The sequence below is a fragment of the Halogeometricum rufum genome, from assembly GCF_900112175.1.
In the GTDB taxonomy this organism is placed as follows: domain Archaea; phylum Halobacteriota; class Halobacteria; order Halobacteriales; family Haloferacaceae; genus Halogeometricum; species Halogeometricum rufum.
Window position 1 is genome coordinate 216,520 of the sequence record NZ_FOYT01000003.1, and the last position, 15,177, is coordinate 231,696.

General features: G+C 69.0%; 10 protein-coding genes. 7 read left to right on the forward strand and 3 right to left on the reverse strand.

The window, feature by feature from the left end; all coding sequences use genetic code 11:
• Positions 1–29 precede the first annotated feature (29 nt).
• Entirely contained in the window at positions 30–1,316 is a 1,287-nt protein-coding gene (gene gdhB / locus BM310_RS16140) for a glutamate dehydrogenase GdhB (protein ID WP_089809637.1), read from the forward strand.
• A gap of 7 nt (positions 1,317–1,323) precedes the next feature.
• On the opposite strand, the gene BM310_RS16145 is transcribed toward gdhB, so the two are convergent.
• Positions 1,324–2,295 (reverse strand): D-2-hydroxyacid dehydrogenase, encoded by a 972-nt coding sequence (locus tag BM310_RS16145; RefSeq protein WP_089809639.1) that lies wholly within the window; start codon positions 2,293–2,295, stop codon positions 1,324–1,326.
• A gap of 168 nt (positions 2,296–2,463) precedes the next feature.
• Between BM310_RS16145 and BM310_RS16150 the strand changes: the two genes are divergently transcribed.
• From BM310_RS16150 to BM310_RS16165, 4 genes are read left to right on the forward strand one after another with little or no spacing between them, the layout of a single operon-like run.
• Positions 2,464–3,741, forward strand: a complete 1,278-nt coding sequence (locus BM310_RS16150; protein ID WP_089809641.1) for an amidohydrolase — start codon at positions 2,464–2,466, stop codon at positions 3,739–3,741.
• On the forward strand, positions 3,738–5,006 hold the full coding sequence (gene ilvA / locus BM310_RS16155; RefSeq protein WP_089809643.1) for a threonine ammonia-lyase: 1,269 nt from the start codon (positions 3,738–3,740) through the stop codon (positions 5,004–5,006). The genes BM310_RS16150 and ilvA overlap by 4 nt, the downstream gene beginning before the upstream one ends.
• A gap of 3 nt (positions 5,007–5,009) precedes the next feature.
• The gene (locus BM310_RS16160; protein WP_089809645.1) at positions 5,010–5,930 is read left to right on the forward strand and encodes a DMT family transporter; all 921 of its coding nucleotides are present in this window, start codon (positions 5,010–5,012) and stop codon (positions 5,928–5,930) included.
• Between the two features lie 45 nt (positions 5,931–5,975).
• On the forward strand, positions 5,976–7,937 hold the full coding sequence (locus tag BM310_RS16165) for a CocE/NonD family hydrolase (protein ID WP_089809647.1): 1,962 nt from the start codon (positions 5,976–5,978) through the stop codon (positions 7,935–7,937).
• 86 nt (positions 7,938–8,023) lie between these two features.
• Here BM310_RS16165 and BM310_RS16170 read toward each other — a convergent pair whose 3' ends face one another.
• Positions 8,024–9,394 carry an aminotransferase class III-fold pyridoxal phosphate-dependent enzyme gene (locus BM310_RS16170; protein ID WP_089809649.1) on the reverse strand — a complete coding sequence of 457 codons (1,371 nt, stop codon included), beginning with the start codon at positions 9,392–9,394 and terminating at the stop codon, positions 8,024–8,026.
• Between the two features lie 281 nt (positions 9,395–9,675).
• On the opposite strand from BM310_RS16170, the gene BM310_RS16175 reads away from it, so the two are divergent.
• Complete coding sequence (locus BM310_RS16175; protein WP_089809650.1) at positions 9,676–11,103, forward strand: amidohydrolase; 1,428 nt, start codon at positions 9,676–9,678, stop codon at positions 11,101–11,103.
• 103 nt (positions 11,104–11,206) lie between these two features.
• A complete protein-coding gene (locus BM310_RS16180) occupies positions 11,207–11,644 on the forward strand; it encodes a hypothetical protein (protein ID WP_089809652.1) in 438 nt (145 codons plus the stop codon).
• 359 nt (positions 11,645–12,003) lie between these two features.
• Here BM310_RS16180 and BM310_RS16185 read toward each other — a convergent pair whose 3' ends face one another.
• Complete coding sequence (locus BM310_RS16185; protein ID WP_089809654.1) at positions 12,004–15,129, reverse strand: FAD-binding and (Fe-S)-binding domain-containing protein; 3,126 nt, start codon at positions 15,127–15,129, stop codon at positions 12,004–12,006.
• Positions 15,130–15,177 lie beyond the last annotated feature (48 nt).

Genomic DNA, 15,177 nt, shown 5'->3' on the forward strand with positions numbered 1-15,177 from the left:
AACACGATGGTTCGTCATTGATTCCGCACATGGCACAAGCGACGACGGACGAGGAGAACACGGGCGAATCGGACGCGGACTCCGCACTCGTCACCGCCCGCCGGCAACTCGAACGGGCGGCGGCGCACGTGGACGTGGACGCGAACGTCATCGAACGCCTCCGACACCCGACGCGCGTCGCGCGCGTCTCCGTTCCGCTGAAACGGGACGACGGGTCGCTGGACGTGTTCACGGGCTACCGCGCCCAACACGACGACGTGCGTGGCCCGTACAAGGGTGGCCTCCGCTTCCACCCCGAGGTCACCGCCGACGAGTGCGTCGGCCTGTCGATGTGGATGACGTGGAAGTGCGCGGTGATGGACCTGCCGTTCGGCGGCGGGAAGGGCGGCGTCGCCGTCAACCCCAAGGACCTCTCCGAGAAGGAGACCGAGCGACTCACACGCCGGTTCGCCGAGGAACTCCGCGACGTCGTCGGACCGAAGCAGGACGTTCCCGCGCCGGACATGGGGACGGACGCGCAGACGATGGCGTGGTTCATGGACGCCTACTCGATGCAGACGGGGCAGACGACGCCCGGCGTCGTCACCGGGAAACCGCCGGTCATCGGCGGGAGTTACGGCCGCGAGGAGTCGCCCGGGCGAAGCGTCGCCATCGTCACGCGCGAGGCCGTCGACTACTACGACTGGGACCTCTCGGAGACGACCGTGGCCGTGCAGGGGTTCGGGAGCGTCGGCGCGAACGCCGCCCGCGCCCTCGACGACTGGGGCGCGAACGTCGTCGCCGTCTCCGACGTGAACGGGGCCATCTACGACCCAGACGGACTGGACACGCACGCCGTTCCGACCCACGAGGAGGAACCCGAAGCCGTGATGGGACACGACGCGCCTCAGACGATGTCGAACGAGGACATCCTCGAACTCGACGTGGACGTCCTCGTGCCCGCCGCCGTCGGCAACGTCGTCACCGCCGACAACGCCGACCGCGTGCAGGCCGACTTGGTCGTCGAGGGGGCGAACGGGCCGACGACGTTCGCCGCCGACGCGATTCTCGAAGAGCGCGGCGTGCCGGTGATTCCGGACATCCTCGCCAACGCCGGCGGCGTCACCGTCTCGTACTTCGAGTGGTTGCAGGACATCAACCGACGCCAGTGGTCGCTCGAACGCGTCCACGAGGAACTGGAGTCGCAGATGCTGTCGGCGTGGAACGACGTCCGCGGGGAGTACGAGGCGCGCGACGTGACGTGGCGCGACGCCGCGTACGTGGTCGCGCTTCAACGCGTCGCGGAGGCGAAGTCGACGCGCGGCCTGTGGCCCTGAACTGAGTTCAGTCCGCGCTCGGCGCGAGCACTTCGTTCACCAGTTCGCCGCCGGACTCGAGGCGCGAGACGTTCTCCGCGACGATGTCCCCGAGACGGTCCCAGTGTTTCGGCGTGTGACCGCCGGTGTGCGGCGTGACGAGGCAGTTCTCCAGGTCCCACAGTTCGTGGTCGTTCGGGAGCGGTTCGGGGTCGGTCACGTCGAGGGCCGCGCCGCGAATCTTGTTCGACTGGAGAGCCGAGACGAGGGCGTCGGTGTCGACGATACCGCCGCGGGCGGCGTTGACGAGGACGGCGTTCGGCGGCATCGTGGCGAACTCCGCCTCGCCGACGAGGCCGCGCGTGAGGTCGTTCAGCGGACAGGCGACGACGACGTACTCCGACCGCGACAGGGCGTCGTGGATTGCGTCCTCGTCGAAGCCGACCACCTCGTCCGTCGGCCCGCCCTTCTCGGGCGTGTAGCGGACGCCGATGGTCTCCACCTCGAAGCCCTGCAGTCGCTGGACGAGTGCCTGCCCGATGGAGCCGAGACCGATGACCGTGACCGTGCTGTCGGTGAACTCGTCGGACTGGAAGTGCCGCCACTCGTTGTTCGCCTTGCGGCGCCACCCCTCGTGGAGGCGGCGGGTGAAGACGAGCATGTTCGCGATGGCCTGTTCGGCGATGCCGGGCGCGTGGATGCCGCCGGCGTTCGTCACGGCGACGCCCCGGTCGGCGAGTTCGTCCATCGGGACGTGGTCCGTGCCGGCGAACGTGCAGGCGAACAGTTCGAGGTTCGACGCCTCTTCGACCAGTTCCGGGTCGAGCGTGATGCCCGTCGCGACGCGCGCGTCGGCGACGAGTTCGCGTTCCTGCTTCGGCGTTCGGGCGAGCGCCACGGTTCGGTCGGGGAGGCGGTCCCGAAGCGTCTCCGCGTACGATTCCATCGAGAGTCCTTCCGTCCCCTCGCGGAGGACGACGACGTCGGGTGTGTCTGTCATTGTCGAATCATCGGTGGGTGTCGGTCGGTCGATTCCGGCCGGACGGCGGTGGCCCGTCCGGCCCGAGTCGCTAGCGACCGATTGTCACTCTCGAACTTAGTCTTTTGTGTATCCGCTGTGTACGGAATTTGTGTACCATTAAGTGGGAGGAGTGTGTTACACCGTCGTATGCCAGCGACGACCACGCTAGACCTCCGTCAGTTACGACGAGCGTTCCACCGCTACCCCGAACCCGGGTGGCGGGAGTTCTACACCACGGCGAAACTCGTCGAGGAAGTCGAGTCCATCGGTGTGGACGAACTCGCGGTCGGTCCCGAGGCGTACGACCCGGCGGATCGGATGGCCGCGCCGGACCCCGAGGACGTGCGGCCGTGGATGGACCGCGCCGTCGAACGCGGCGCGGACGGGGACCTGGTCGAGGCGATGGCCGGCGGCAACACCGGACTCGTCGCCGTCCTCGACCGGGGGGAGGGACCGCACGTCGGGGTCCGCGTGGACATCGACGCCCTCTACGTCGAGGAGTCCGCGGCCGACGACCACGTCCCGGCCCGCGAGGGATTCCGCTCGGAGGTGGACGAGACGATGCACGCCTGCGGCCACGACGCCCACATGACGTGGGGCCTCGCCGTCCTCGACGCGGTGAAGCGGAGCGACTTCTCCGGACGGCTCACCGTCTTCTTCCAGCCCGCAGAGGAGGTGTCCGGCGGGGGGCACCCGATGGCAGAGAGCGAGTACGCCACGGGACTGGACTACCTGTTCGCGGCCCACGTCGGCCTCGACCACCCGACGGGCGAAGTCGTCGCCGGCATCGAACGCATCCTCGCGATGTGCCACGTGGACGCGACGTTCGAGGGGACGTCCGCGCACGCCGGGAAGGCCCCGAACGAGGGGGACAACGCGATGCAGGCGCTCGGAACGGCCATCCAGAACGCCTACGCCATCCCGCGGCACGCCGACGGGATGACCAGAGTGAACGTCGGCGTCGCGGAGTCGGGCACGGCGAGCAACGTCGTCGCCGAGGAGGCGACCATCCACGGCGAGGCGCGCGGCGAGACGACGGAACTGATGGAGTACGTGAAGGGAAAGCTCTCGACGACGCTCGAATCGGCCGCGGAGATGCACGGCTGCGACGCGCACGTGGACGTGGTCAGCGAGTCGCCCCGCGTCGACAGCGACCCCGAACTGGCGCGCGTCGTCGCCGACGTCGCCGGCGGGGTGGACGGCGTCGAGACGGTCAGGACGCACGCGGACTTCGGCGCGAGCGAGGACGCGACGTTCCTCATGGGACGCGCGCAGGAGGCGGGCGGACTGGCGACGTACCTCGTCGTCGGGACTGACCACCCGACGAGCCACCACACATCGACGTTCGACGTGGACGAGCGGAGCCTCCCCATCGGCGTCGAGGTGCTGACGAACGCGGTGCTGTCGGCGGGTGAGACGACGTGACCGGCGACTCCTCGGCCCGAGACGCCGTCCCCGACGCCGACGCCGTCGTCACCGCCGCCGACGTGCGGGCGGCCCGCGACCGAATCGCCGAGGTGGCCAACGAGACGCCTCTCGACACGTCCTCGACGTTCGCCGAGTTGTCGGGCGCGGCGGCGGTCGGACTCAAACTGGAGAACATGCAGCGGACGGGGTCGTTCAAGATTCGCGGCGCGTACAACACGATGGCGACGCTCTCCGACGAGGTGAAGGCGCGGGGCGTCGTCGCCTCCAGCGCGGGCAACCACGCGCAGGGCGTCGCACTCGCGGGTGACCTGCTCGGTATCGACACGACAATCGTCGTCCCCGAGGTGACGCCCGCGGCGAAGATAGCGGCCACGCGGGGCTACGGCGCGGACGTACTCGTGGAGGGCGACATCTACGAGCGCTCCTACGAGTACGCCCTCGAACTCGCCGACGAGGAGGGGTACGAGTTCGTCCATCCCTTCGACGACCCGGGCGTCATCGCCGGCCAGGGCACCGTCGGCGCAGAGATTCGCGACCAGTTCCCCGGCGTCGACACCGTCCTCGTCTCCATCGGTGGCGGCGGCCTCGTCTCGGGCATCGCAACGGTCCTGAAGGCACACGACCCCGACGTGCGCGTCGTCGGCGTCCAACCCGAGGGGGCGGCGCACGCCAAACCGTCGCTCGAACGCGACGAGATACACGAACTCCCCGGCGTGGACACCGTCGCCGAGGGCATCGCCGACACCCGAATGCTGGAACAGACGTTCGCCGTCGTCCGCGAACGCGTGGACGACGTGGTGTCCGTCACCGACCGCGAGATGGCCGTCGCGGTGACGTTGCTCGCCGAACGGGCGAAGACGGTGGTCGAGACGGCGGGGGCCGCACCCGTCGCCGCCCTGCTCTCGGACGCCGTCGACGTGACCGGCGAACGCGTCGCCTGCGTCGTCTCCGGCGGCAACGTCGACCTGACCGAACACGCCGAACTCACCCGAACCGGCCTGCTGGAACTCGACCGCTACGTCGAGGCGCGCCTGCACGTCGCCGACTGGCCGACGGCGCTCGGACGGGTCGGCGATGCGGTGGCCGACGCCGGCGCCGGACTCGACGCCGTCGAACGGGTCGACCGGACGGCGGGCGACCCGCCGAATCGGACGCCCGTCGCCGTCGGCATCGAGGGGAACGGCGCGGACCACCTCCGCGAGGTGCTGGGGTCGTTGGCCGAACTGGACGGCGTCGCCGTGGCGTCGCACACGCTCGCCTGACGGATGTCGGTCGCACTCGCCCTGCTCTCGTCGGTCGGCTTCGGGTTCCAGACGCTGTTCGTCAGACACGGCCTGTCGCGGGACGACGACAGCACGCCGCTGGCGGCGGCGACGGTGACGCTCGTGACGAGTTGCACGCTCCTCGCGGCCATCTTGTTCGTTCGCCGGGGCGTCCCGACCGTTCCCGCGCTCGCGTTTCTCCTGCCGTTCCTCGTCGCCGGCGTCCTCGACCCGGGCGTCTCGCGACTGCTCTACTTCGAGGGTATCGACCGGGTCGGCCCGTCCGTCGCCGCCGCCCTCACGGCCAGTAGTCCCGCGGTGGCGACGTTCGTCGCGGTGCCCGTCCTCGGTGAACGAGTCACGGCGGCAAAAGCCGTCGGCGTCGGACTGGTGGTGCTCGGCGTCGCGACCATCCAGTTTCGACGCCCGTCCGCGGAGGAGTCGAGCGCCGTCGAGGAACTTGACGCAGTCCGGCAGGAACTCCTCGACACGTCTCCCCGCGACCTCTCGGTCCCCGTCGGGGCCGCGGTGGTCATCGCCCTCTCGTTCGTCGTCGTGAAGGTCGGACTGGCCGGCCCCGTCAGCACGCTCGTCGGCACCACCGTCGCGCAACTGGCCGCGGTGGCGACGATACTCCCGCTCGCACTCGGTTCCGGTCGGGTGCGGCGGTACGCCGGCACGACGAGCACGGAGGCGCTTGCGTCGTTCGTCGCCGCCGGCGTGTTCGTCGGAACCGCCTGGTACGCGATGTTCCTCGCCCTTGACCTCGGCTCGGTCGTCACCGTCCTCCCGGTGGTCAGCACGTACCCGCTCGTGGTCGTCGCCGCGTCGTACGCGCTGGCGGGCGAGTGGCCGCGGTCGCCGGCGCTGCTCGCGGCCGTCTTCGCCATCGTCGTCGGTGCGGCCGCCGTCCAGGTCGGCTGAGCGCACGGGGGAACCTACAAGACCGAGGGCTGTCAACTGCTGGCAATGCTCGGGTCGAACGATGTCGTCCGACACGAAGACGTCCGGATTCCGGTCGCCGGCGAGTCCGTCGCCGCGACGCGGTACGAACCGGCCGGCGACGGACCCTCGCCGGCGCTGTTGATGTACGTGCCGTACCACCACCAGGACGGTATCACGTACGGCGCGTACGACCCGCTCAACCGCTACCTCGCCGCCGCCGGCTACGAAGTCGTCGTCGCCGACATGGTGGGAACGGGCGGGTCGACGGGGTTCATCGAGGACCCGTTCACGCGCCGCGAGGGGACCGAACCCGCCGAAATCGTGACGTGGCTCGCCGACAGACCGTGGACGACGGGCCGCGTCGGGATGTTCGGGAAGTCCTACGGCGGCATCACCGCCCTCGACGCCGCCGCGCAGCGACCGGAGGGGCTGGAAGCCATCGTCCCCATCCACACCCCGTTCGAGGGGGTGCGGAACGCCTACACGTACGGCGGTCTGTTCGAGTTCCTCACCATCGGGATGGACTGGCTCACGCTGATGCAGGCGCTGGACGCCAAGCCGCCGTCGAACCCGGACGCAGACCCGGCGACGATGGACGCGTGGCGAGAGCGCCTCGACCGACTGGGCGACCGGGAGCCGTGGCTGTTCCAGTTCCTGGACGCGGAACCACACGAGGCGTACTGGGACGACAAGGTCATCCCCGTCGAGCGAATCGACGTCCCGGTCCTCGCCGTCGACGGTTGGCGCGACCCCTACACCGAGGACACCCTGCGCTACGTCGACCGAATCGACGCGCCCACGCGCGTGCTCTTCGGCCCGTGGCGACACCGGATGCCCCACCGGGGCCGCGAGTCGGCCGTCGACTTCCGCCGGCAGGTACGCCGGTGGTTCGACGAGTTCCTGCGAGACGAGGACCACGGCGTCCTCGACCACCCCGAGTTCCGCGTGTGGACCGAACTCGACGGCGGCGGGACGACGGCGGGTCGGTGGCGCGGGCTGGACCGTTGGCCCACGCTGTCGACGGAGGATGCGGACACCGTCGCGTTCGCCCTGAGTCCGGGGGGCCTCGTCTCGCCCGCCGAGTACGACGGCGAGGGGTTCGAGGAGACGTACGAATTCGACCCGACGGTCGGTCTCTCCTCGACCGACCCGTACGGCGCCACCGTCGCGCCGTCGGCCACCAACGACGACGACGCTCGCAGTCTGACGTTCGACTCGCAACCGCTGGAGACGGCGGTCGAACTGACCGGGACGGGAGCCGCGTCGCTTCCCCTGGAGTCCGCCGTCGCCGACCCGACGGTGGTCGTCCGCGTCGTCGACGTCGCTCCCGACGGGAGCGGGACGCTCGTCACGCGGGGGGCCGTCCGCGGGCAGTACCGCGACGGGATTGACGAGTCGAAACCGCTGACGCCCGGCGAGGAGTACGACCTGTCGGTCCCCCTCGCGCCGAAGTCGCACGTCTTCGAGGCGGGCCACCGCGTCCGGGTCGCCGTTGGGTCGTCGATGTTCCCGGAACTGCTCCCGACGCCCGAGTCGGGGTCGTTCACGCTCCGGTCGCGCCCGGACGACCCCGCCACCGTCGCGTTCCCGGGGCGACGGTTGGAGCGCGTCGCGTTCGACGACGCCGTTCGGATGGCGCCGCCGGACGACAGTCTCCCGGCGTCGCCCGAACGCGCTTCGGGCGCGTCCTCGTGGGTGACCGCCCGGGAGCACGTCTCCGGCGAGGCGCGGGTCGAGAAGGCGAACGAACTGACCGTGGACCTCCCGCACGGGACGCTCTCGCGCGACGCCACCTTCGAGGCGTCCGTGGACGAGGACGACCCGGGCTCCGCGTCCGCACGGAACGAACTCCGACTGACGGTCGAGAACGGGTACGGGGCGTTCGAGGTGCGCGCGAGTAACTACATCTCACGGTCGTTCTGCCGCGTTCGCACCGAGGTGACCCACGACGGCGACCCGGTGTTCGAGCGGACGTGGACGCGGTAGCCGTCGCTCGTCGCGACGCCGAGTAGCGAACGAAACGAGTCGGCCGCGGCGGCGGCCGAACGTCGGATTCGGGCGGACGAACGGCGCTACGAGGACGGTGCGGAGGGAGTTCGGGTCGCCACGCTGTCGACGGCGTCGGTGAAGATGTCGATACCGAGCGCAATCTCTCGTTCGGTGGCGTCGAGCGGTGGGAGCAGACGAATCGTCTTCTCGCCGCAGCCCAGCGTGAGGAGTCCGCGCTGGAGCGACGCCTCGACGACGGCGTTGCGCCGGTCTGCGGTGTCGAACTCGACGGCGAGCATGAGGCCCTTTCCGCGCACGTCCGCCACGTACTCGGGGGCGTCGTCGCGGAGCAGTTCCTTGGCCTGCCGACCGCGTTCCGTCGCGTTCTCCAGCAGGTCGTACTCCTCGATGGCGTCGAGGGTGAAGACGCCCTGCATCGACGAGAGGACGTCCCCGCCGCCGAACGTCGACCCGAGCCGGTTCGACTCCGCGGGGAACAGTTCACCGTTCGCGATGGTCGCGCCGACGCGGAGCCCTTTCGCGCTGGCGATGACGTCGGGTTCGATGGGGTAGTGGTCCGACGCCCACATCTCGCCGGTCCGACCGACGCCCGACTGAATCTCGTCGACGACGAGGGGAATGTCGTACTCGTCGGTCACGTCCTGCACCTCCTGCATGAAGTCGTCGCTCGGGAAGCGGTAGCCGCCGACGCCCTGAATCGGCTCCATCACGACGAACGCCACCTCTGCGGGGTTGACGTGGCCGCCCTCCGGACTGAGCATGCGGCGCAACTGCGTGCCCTCGCCCGTCACGAACCCGCAGTCGCAGGTGGCGGCGGTACACCCCCGGTCCGTGCAGAAGGGGACCGTCTCGATGCCCGAAATCTGGGGGTAGTGGCGCGTGTACACCTCGCTGGACTTGGTGACCGACAGCGTCCCCAGCGTCCGCCCGTGGAAACTCCCCTCGAAGGCGACGCCGTACTTCGCCGCCGGCGCGTTGTCGTGTGTTACCTTCATCGCGTTCTCCATCGCCTCAGCGCCGGAGTTCGAGAGGAAGACGGTGTCCATATCGTACCCCTCGGACACCTCGCACAACCGCTTCATCAGGTGGCTGGACCCGGGGAACGGCGACGACTCGGGGTCTTCGCCCGCGCCGAAGTACATGTCCTGCCCGGCTATCTTCATCGGTTCCACGAGGTCGAACTCGCGGAGTTTGTCGAGCACTTTCTCGTTGTTGTAGCCGAGGGGTGCCGCGCCGATGTGGCAGGTGAAGTCCAGCAGGACGTTGCCGTCGACGTCCGTCACGAACGGGCCGTCCGCCTCGGCGGTCACGTCCCAGACGAACTCGTGAGAGTACTCGCTCGGGGCCGCGTGCTCGGAGTGGAAGTCGATCCACTTGGCCGCGTTCGGACCCGGCAGACCCTCCGCTGTCGGTTCCGCGGTGTGCCTATCCATACACAACGAGTGTGTATGCCGTCCATTAAAACTAATTATTTTTGGGCACAGTGACGTAGAATAATAGAGAATTTCCACGTGTAGCGGGCCTCTCGTTCCTCTGGAGTGGCGTATCGACGGTGGAGTACGCTCGTGGCCTCCGATCACGACCCGACTTCTTAGAGTAAATACACATAGTGAATGTACCTGGTGAACATCAGTAGTGAACACAAAGACTACCGGGTCGCGCGGCGCAGTCGTGCGGGACACAGGTTGAATACGGCCCGGTTCGAGCGTCAGTCATGGCAAAATCGGACGTGTTCGCCCGGGTGGACGAGGCGGAGGACCGGTTGACGCGCATCGCGCGGGAGTTGTGGGAGACGCCGGAACTCGGCCTCCACGAGGAGCAGTCCGCGGCGGTCCTGCGGGACGCCCTCGAAGCGGAGGGGTTCGAGGTGGAGAGCGGCGTCGGCGGGATGCCGACGGCGTTCGTCGCCACCTACGGCGACGGCGACCCGACGGTCGGCATCTTGGGCGAGTACGACGCGCTCCCCGGACTCTCCCAGCGAGTCTCGGCCGACCGGGACCCGGTCGAACCGGGCGGGCCGGGACACGGCTGTGGCCACAACCTGTTCGGGACGGCGGGGGTCGGCGCCGCCCTAGCGGTGAAGGGGGCCATCGACGCGGGCGAGGTGGACGGAACCGTCGCCTTCTACGGCTGTCCGGCCGAGGAGACGTTGGTCGGAAAGACGTACATGGCCCGCGCGGGCGCGTTCGACGACCTGGACGCGGCGTTGACGTGGCACCCCGGCGACCTCAACACGCCGCGGATGGGCTCCTCGAACGCGCTCGACTCGCTGACGTTCACGTTCGAGGGCGTGTCGGCGCACGCCGGTGGGTCGCCCGACTCCGGTCGGAGCGCCCTCGACGCCGTCGAATTGGCGAACGCCGGGGTGGAGTACATGCGCGAACACATCTCCGACGACGCCCGGATGCACTACGTCATCACGAACGGCGGGCAGGCACCCAACGTCGTCCCCGCCGAGGCGACGGTGTGGTACTACGTCCGCGCGCCGACCCGCGAGGAGGTCGAACGCAACACCGACTGGCTCCGCGACATCGCCGAGGCGGCCGCGAAGATGACGCAGACGACCGTCTCGGAACGGTTCCTCACCGGGTGCTACGACTACCGCGCCAACGACGTCGTCTCGAACGTCGTCTGGGAGAACGTGCGGGCGGTCGGTCCCATCGACTACGACGACGCCGACCGCGCGTTCGCCGCCGAGTTGCAGGCGACGGTGGCAGACGAGCGAATCGAGTCGCGCCTCTCGGACCTCCCGGACGAACTCGCCGACCGGGTTCGAGACGAACCCCTGTACGCCGACCCGGTCGAACCGTTCGACCACGACCAGCAGACGCACGGGTCGACCGAAGTCGGCGACGTCAGTTGGATAACGCCGACCGGCCAGTTCCGCGGTGCGACGTGGCCCGTCGGCGTCCCCGGCCACTCGTGGCAGGTGGTCGCGGCGAACGGCGACTTCGGACTGAAGGGCGTCGCCTTCGCGGCCAAAGTGCTCGCGGGCGCGACGTACGACCTGTTGGCCGACGAGGAACGACTGGCGGCCGCGCGCGAGGAGTTCGAGGCCGAAATCGGCTCGGACGCCTACGAGACGCCGCTTCCCGACGACGCGGAACCGCCGTTCGACGTGACCGCGATGGGCGGTGAGTGAGGGTTCGAACCGGTCGCGAGACTCCCGGTCCGACGGCACGGTCGTTCTCGATTCGTGGTTCTCGGGGGGCGGATAGATACGCTCGGCCGACGTAGTTCTCGGCATGAACACCTTCGCCCGAATCGCAATCGCTCTCGTCGTCGGGAGTCTCGGCTTCGCCGTCGTCGCCGTCGGCATCACCGCGGCCCTCGAACCCTGGGCCGCCTTCTCGCTGATAGTCGGTCTTCCAGTCGGACTGTCCGCCGGACTGACCGCGGCGTTCGCGACGTACGCCGGGTTGCGTTACCGCGACCAGGTGAGGCGCGGGTCGGTGTCCAACTCGGCGGTTCGGACGCTCTGGGCCGGTATCACGGCCGTCTTGGACTTCGTCACCGTCACCGCTCTCGGTCTGACCGTCTACTTCCTCGTGGACGGAAGCCTCGGCATCGGACTTCTGGTCGTCGGCCTACCGGTGACGCTGCTCCTCGCCGCGGTTGCCGGCTATCTGAGCGCCGATACCGCTCGTGAAGCCGACGATGGGTCTCGATTCTCCGCCCGGTGACGCCCAACCGCTCCGACTGTATTGCACGAACGCGGATTATAACCGAGTAATTATTAGTTCTCGGAAAACGGGTAGAAAATATATCGAAATGATAAAATAACCCGCAACGCGGGTTGATTTGACAAGGTACGACGGAGTATCTGCGTACCACTCGGTGGTGCATCGAACCGGAAATCAGCTCCAGCAACCCGATTACTCGTCAGCTTCTCGACCGAGCGTAATCGAGACCGAACGACTCGGTAGTGGGAGGATGTCGAAATATCGTCGAATCGGGGTACCGGTTCGAGAGCGGACGACGACCGACCGGTGACGACCGCCGGCCCGAACACGCGACGGTCCTCGAAGCGCTGGTGCGGGGGTTACTGCGACAGCGCGTGCGCGAGCAACTCGACGGGCGTCGGCGGTTCGTCGCGGTCCAGCGCCGTTCCCGCGATGGCGCTCGTCGCCGGCACCGGGTCGATTCGACCGTCGCCGAGTTGCGTCCGGCAGGACGCGCCCGGGGCGGTGACGACGTCCGCGGCGCTCTCCTCCACTTGGTCGAACAGGATGTCGCCGACGGCCTTCGACAGCGAGTAGTGTTCGGCCTCGTAGCCGAAGCTCCCGGCCATCCCGCAGCAGCCCGAATCCAGCGGGTCGACGTCGTACCCCGCCCGGCGGAGGACGCCGACGGCGTGGTGGTCCCGCTTCGTCGCCTTCTGGTGGCAGTGGCCGTGGTAGGTCAGCGACACGTCCGGGTCCGTCCACTCCACGTTCGCGTCGAGGCGGAACGCGTCGAGGTACTCGCAGGCGCCGTACGCGTTCGCGGCGACGGCTTCGACGTCCTCGCCGGACAGCAGGTCCAGCGCGTCCGACTGGAACATCACTGCGTCGGAGGGTTCCGCCAGGACGACGTCCCAGCCCTCGGCGACGCGCGGCGCGAGTTCGGCGACGTTCTTCTCCATCGCCTCCCGCGCCTTCCCGACGAATCCCTTCGACAGCGGGGGCCGACCGCTGTTCGTCCGCGTCGCCACGTCCACGTGGACGCCCGCGGCTTCGAGGACGCGCACGGCGGCTTTCCCGACCTCGGGGTGGCTGAAGTTCGTGTACGTGTCCGCGAAGAACACCGCCTTTCGTGTCGCGTCGTCCTCCGAGACGCGCGCGCCGCCCCGGCTCTCGAACCAGTCTCTGACCGTCTCGCGCCGGAACTCCGGCAGCGAGCGCTCGCGTGCGATACCGACGAACCGCTCTGTGAGCGTCCGCGCCCCCGGGAGCGACTGTGCGACGTTCGAGAGGGGAGCGAGCGCGCTCCCGACTTTCGAGAGCGTATCGACGTTCGCGAACAGTTTGTCACGGAGGCTCGACCCGTGCTCTCGGTGCCGCGCGTGCATGACTTCGGTCTTGAGTTTCGCCATGTCCACCTCGCTCGGGCAGTCGCGGGCACAGCCCTTGCAGCCGATACAGAGGTCGAGTACCTCCTCGGCGAACTCGTCGTCCGTCGGGTCGTCGGGCAAGTCGCCGCTCATCGCCTGTCGGAGCAGGTTCGCCCGGCCGCGCGTCGCGGTAATCTCCTCGTCGGCGGCGCGATAGGTGGGGCACATCACGCCCCCGGTGGTGTCCTGTCCGCTGCGGCAGCCACCGCATCCGTGGCAGAGTTCGACCATCCCCTGCATCCCGTTCTCGTTGTCCCAGTTCAGCGACGGCTCGAACCCCGCGTCGAAGTCGTACTCGTCGTCGTATCGGAGGTGTTCGGTCATGCCGTGGCGTTCGACCGCGCTCGTCCCCGTCGCGGACGCTCCCTCCTCCAGGCCGCAGACGTTCCCGGGGTTGAGGAGCCAGTCCGGGTCGAACGCGGTCTTCAGGTCGCGGAACGCCTCCCACAACCGGTCGCCGTACAGCTTGTGGTTCCACTGCGTGCGCGCGCGGCCGTCGCCGTGTTCGCCGGAGACGCTCCCGCCGAACTCGACGACCATGTCCGTCACTTCGTCGGCGATTTCGACCATGTCCGCGCGGTCCTCCGCCGCCTTCGTGTTGACGAGGGGGCGGACGTGCAGCACGCCCGGACCCGCGTGGGCGTAGAACGCGGCGTCGACGTCCCGGTCTTTCGCCGCGAGGAGCGACTGGAACCGCTCGACGAACTCCGGCAGGTGCTCCGGCGGGACGGCGCAGTCCTCCATGAAGCTGATGTGCTTCTCGTCGGAGGTGCGCGAGAGGAGGATTGGGAGCCCGGCCTTCCGGAGCGTCCAGAACTGCGTCCGGTCGGACTCGTCGTGGGCCTCCAACCCCTCGAACGCGAGCGTCGGCCCGGACGCGGCCCCCTCGGCCGCCGTCCCCGCCTCCGTCGCGTCGCTGTCGGCGTCCCGCACCCTGTCGGCCAACAGGTCGGCCGTCTGCGCCCGTCCCGCCTCGTCGTCGTCGGCGTAGAACTCGACCAGCAACGCGGCCCGCGCGTCCCCGGGGACGAGTGCGGCCACGTCCTCGAACTCGGCCGTGTTCCGCGCCAACCCGAGGAGGACGTCGTCGACGAGTTCGACGGCGGCCGGGTCGTGTTCGAGGACGTACTGCACGTCGGTCACCGCGTCGAGGACGCTCTCGTAGAACAGTAGCGACACCGCCTTCGTCTCGGGGACGGGTTCGAGCGACACCTCCGCTTCGGTGACGACTGCCAGCGTGCCCTCGCTCCCGGCGAGGAGTCGCGCGAGGTTGACGGTGCCCGTCTCCGCCTCCGCGACCAGCACGTCGAGATTGTAGCCCGAGACGTTGCGCTTCAGGTCCGGGAAACGCGCGTTGACCGCTTCGGCTTCCTCGTCGAGGATGCGGACGACTTCGGCGTACACCCGTTCGAGGAGGGTCCCGGTCGGGTCGGCCTCCGCCCGCAGGTCGGCGACGGCCGTCTCGCCCAGCGTGGTGACGGTGCCGTCGGCGAGGACGACTTCGCAGGACTCGACGTAGGCGTCGGTCTTGCCGTAGACGAGCGAGTGTGCGCCCGTGGAGTTGTTTCCGATGGCGCCGCCGACGGCGCTCCGGTTACCCGCGGCCGGGTCGGGCGCGAACTTCAGTTCGTGCGGGGCGAGCGCGTCGTTCAGGTCCGCGAGGACGACGCCCGACTGAACGCGGGCGACTCTGTCCTCCGGGGCGAGTTCCACCACGTCGTCCATGTGCCGGGTGAAGTCGAGGACGACGGCTTCGTTGACGGCCTGCCCGGCGAGACTCGTCCCCCCACCCCTCGGCAGGACCGGAATCTCGTTTTCGGCGCAGTGCGAGACGACGGCGGCCACGTCGTCGGTCGAATCGGGGTAGACGACACCGATTGGGGTACTCTCGTAGGCGCTCGCGTCGGTCGCGTACAACTGCCGCGTGTAGGTGTCGAACCGGACGTCGCCGTCGACTCGGCCTCGGAGCGCGTCGAGGAGGTCCGGCCGTTCGACGTCGTCGGAGACGTAGTCGTAGTCGGCGCGTCGGTCCGCGTCTGGTCCGGTCCGAATTGGTATCTGCGTGCGGTCAGACATCTGTGCGGGGCGAGAGAGTCTCGACTCCGTTCGACGGTGCTCCGCCGG

Bases quoted from the DNA above. Each gene is read 5' to 3' on its own strand.
- gdhB (WP_089809637.1), top strand. From the start codon at position 30: ATGGCACAAGCGACGACGGACGAGGAGAACACGGGCGAATCGGACGCG.
- BM310_RS16145 (WP_089809639.1), bottom strand. From the start codon at position 2,295: ATGACAGACACACCCGACGTCGTCGTCCTCCGCGAGGGGACGGAAGGA.
- BM310_RS16150 (WP_089809641.1), top strand. From the start codon at position 2,464: ATGCCAGCGACGACCACGCTAGACCTCCGTCAGTTACGACGAGCGTTC.
- BM310_RS16160 (WP_089809645.1), top strand. From the start codon at position 5,010: ATGTCGGTCGCACTCGCCCTGCTCTCGTCGGTCGGCTTCGGGTTCCAG.
- BM310_RS16165 (WP_089809647.1), top strand. From the start codon at position 5,976: ATGCTCGGGTCGAACGATGTCGTCCGACACGAAGACGTCCGGATTCCG.
- BM310_RS16170 (WP_089809649.1), bottom strand. From the start codon at position 9,394: ATGGATAGGCACACCGCGGAACCGACAGCGGAGGGTCTGCCGGGTCCG.
- BM310_RS16175 (WP_089809650.1), top strand. From the start codon at position 9,676: ATGGCAAAATCGGACGTGTTCGCCCGGGTGGACGAGGCGGAGGACCGG.
- BM310_RS16180 (WP_089809652.1), top strand. From the start codon at position 11,207: ATGAACACCTTCGCCCGAATCGCAATCGCTCTCGTCGTCGGGAGTCTC.
- BM310_RS16185 (WP_089809654.1), bottom strand. From the start codon at position 15,129: ATGTCTGACCGCACGCAGATACCAATTCGGACCGGACCAGACGCGGAC.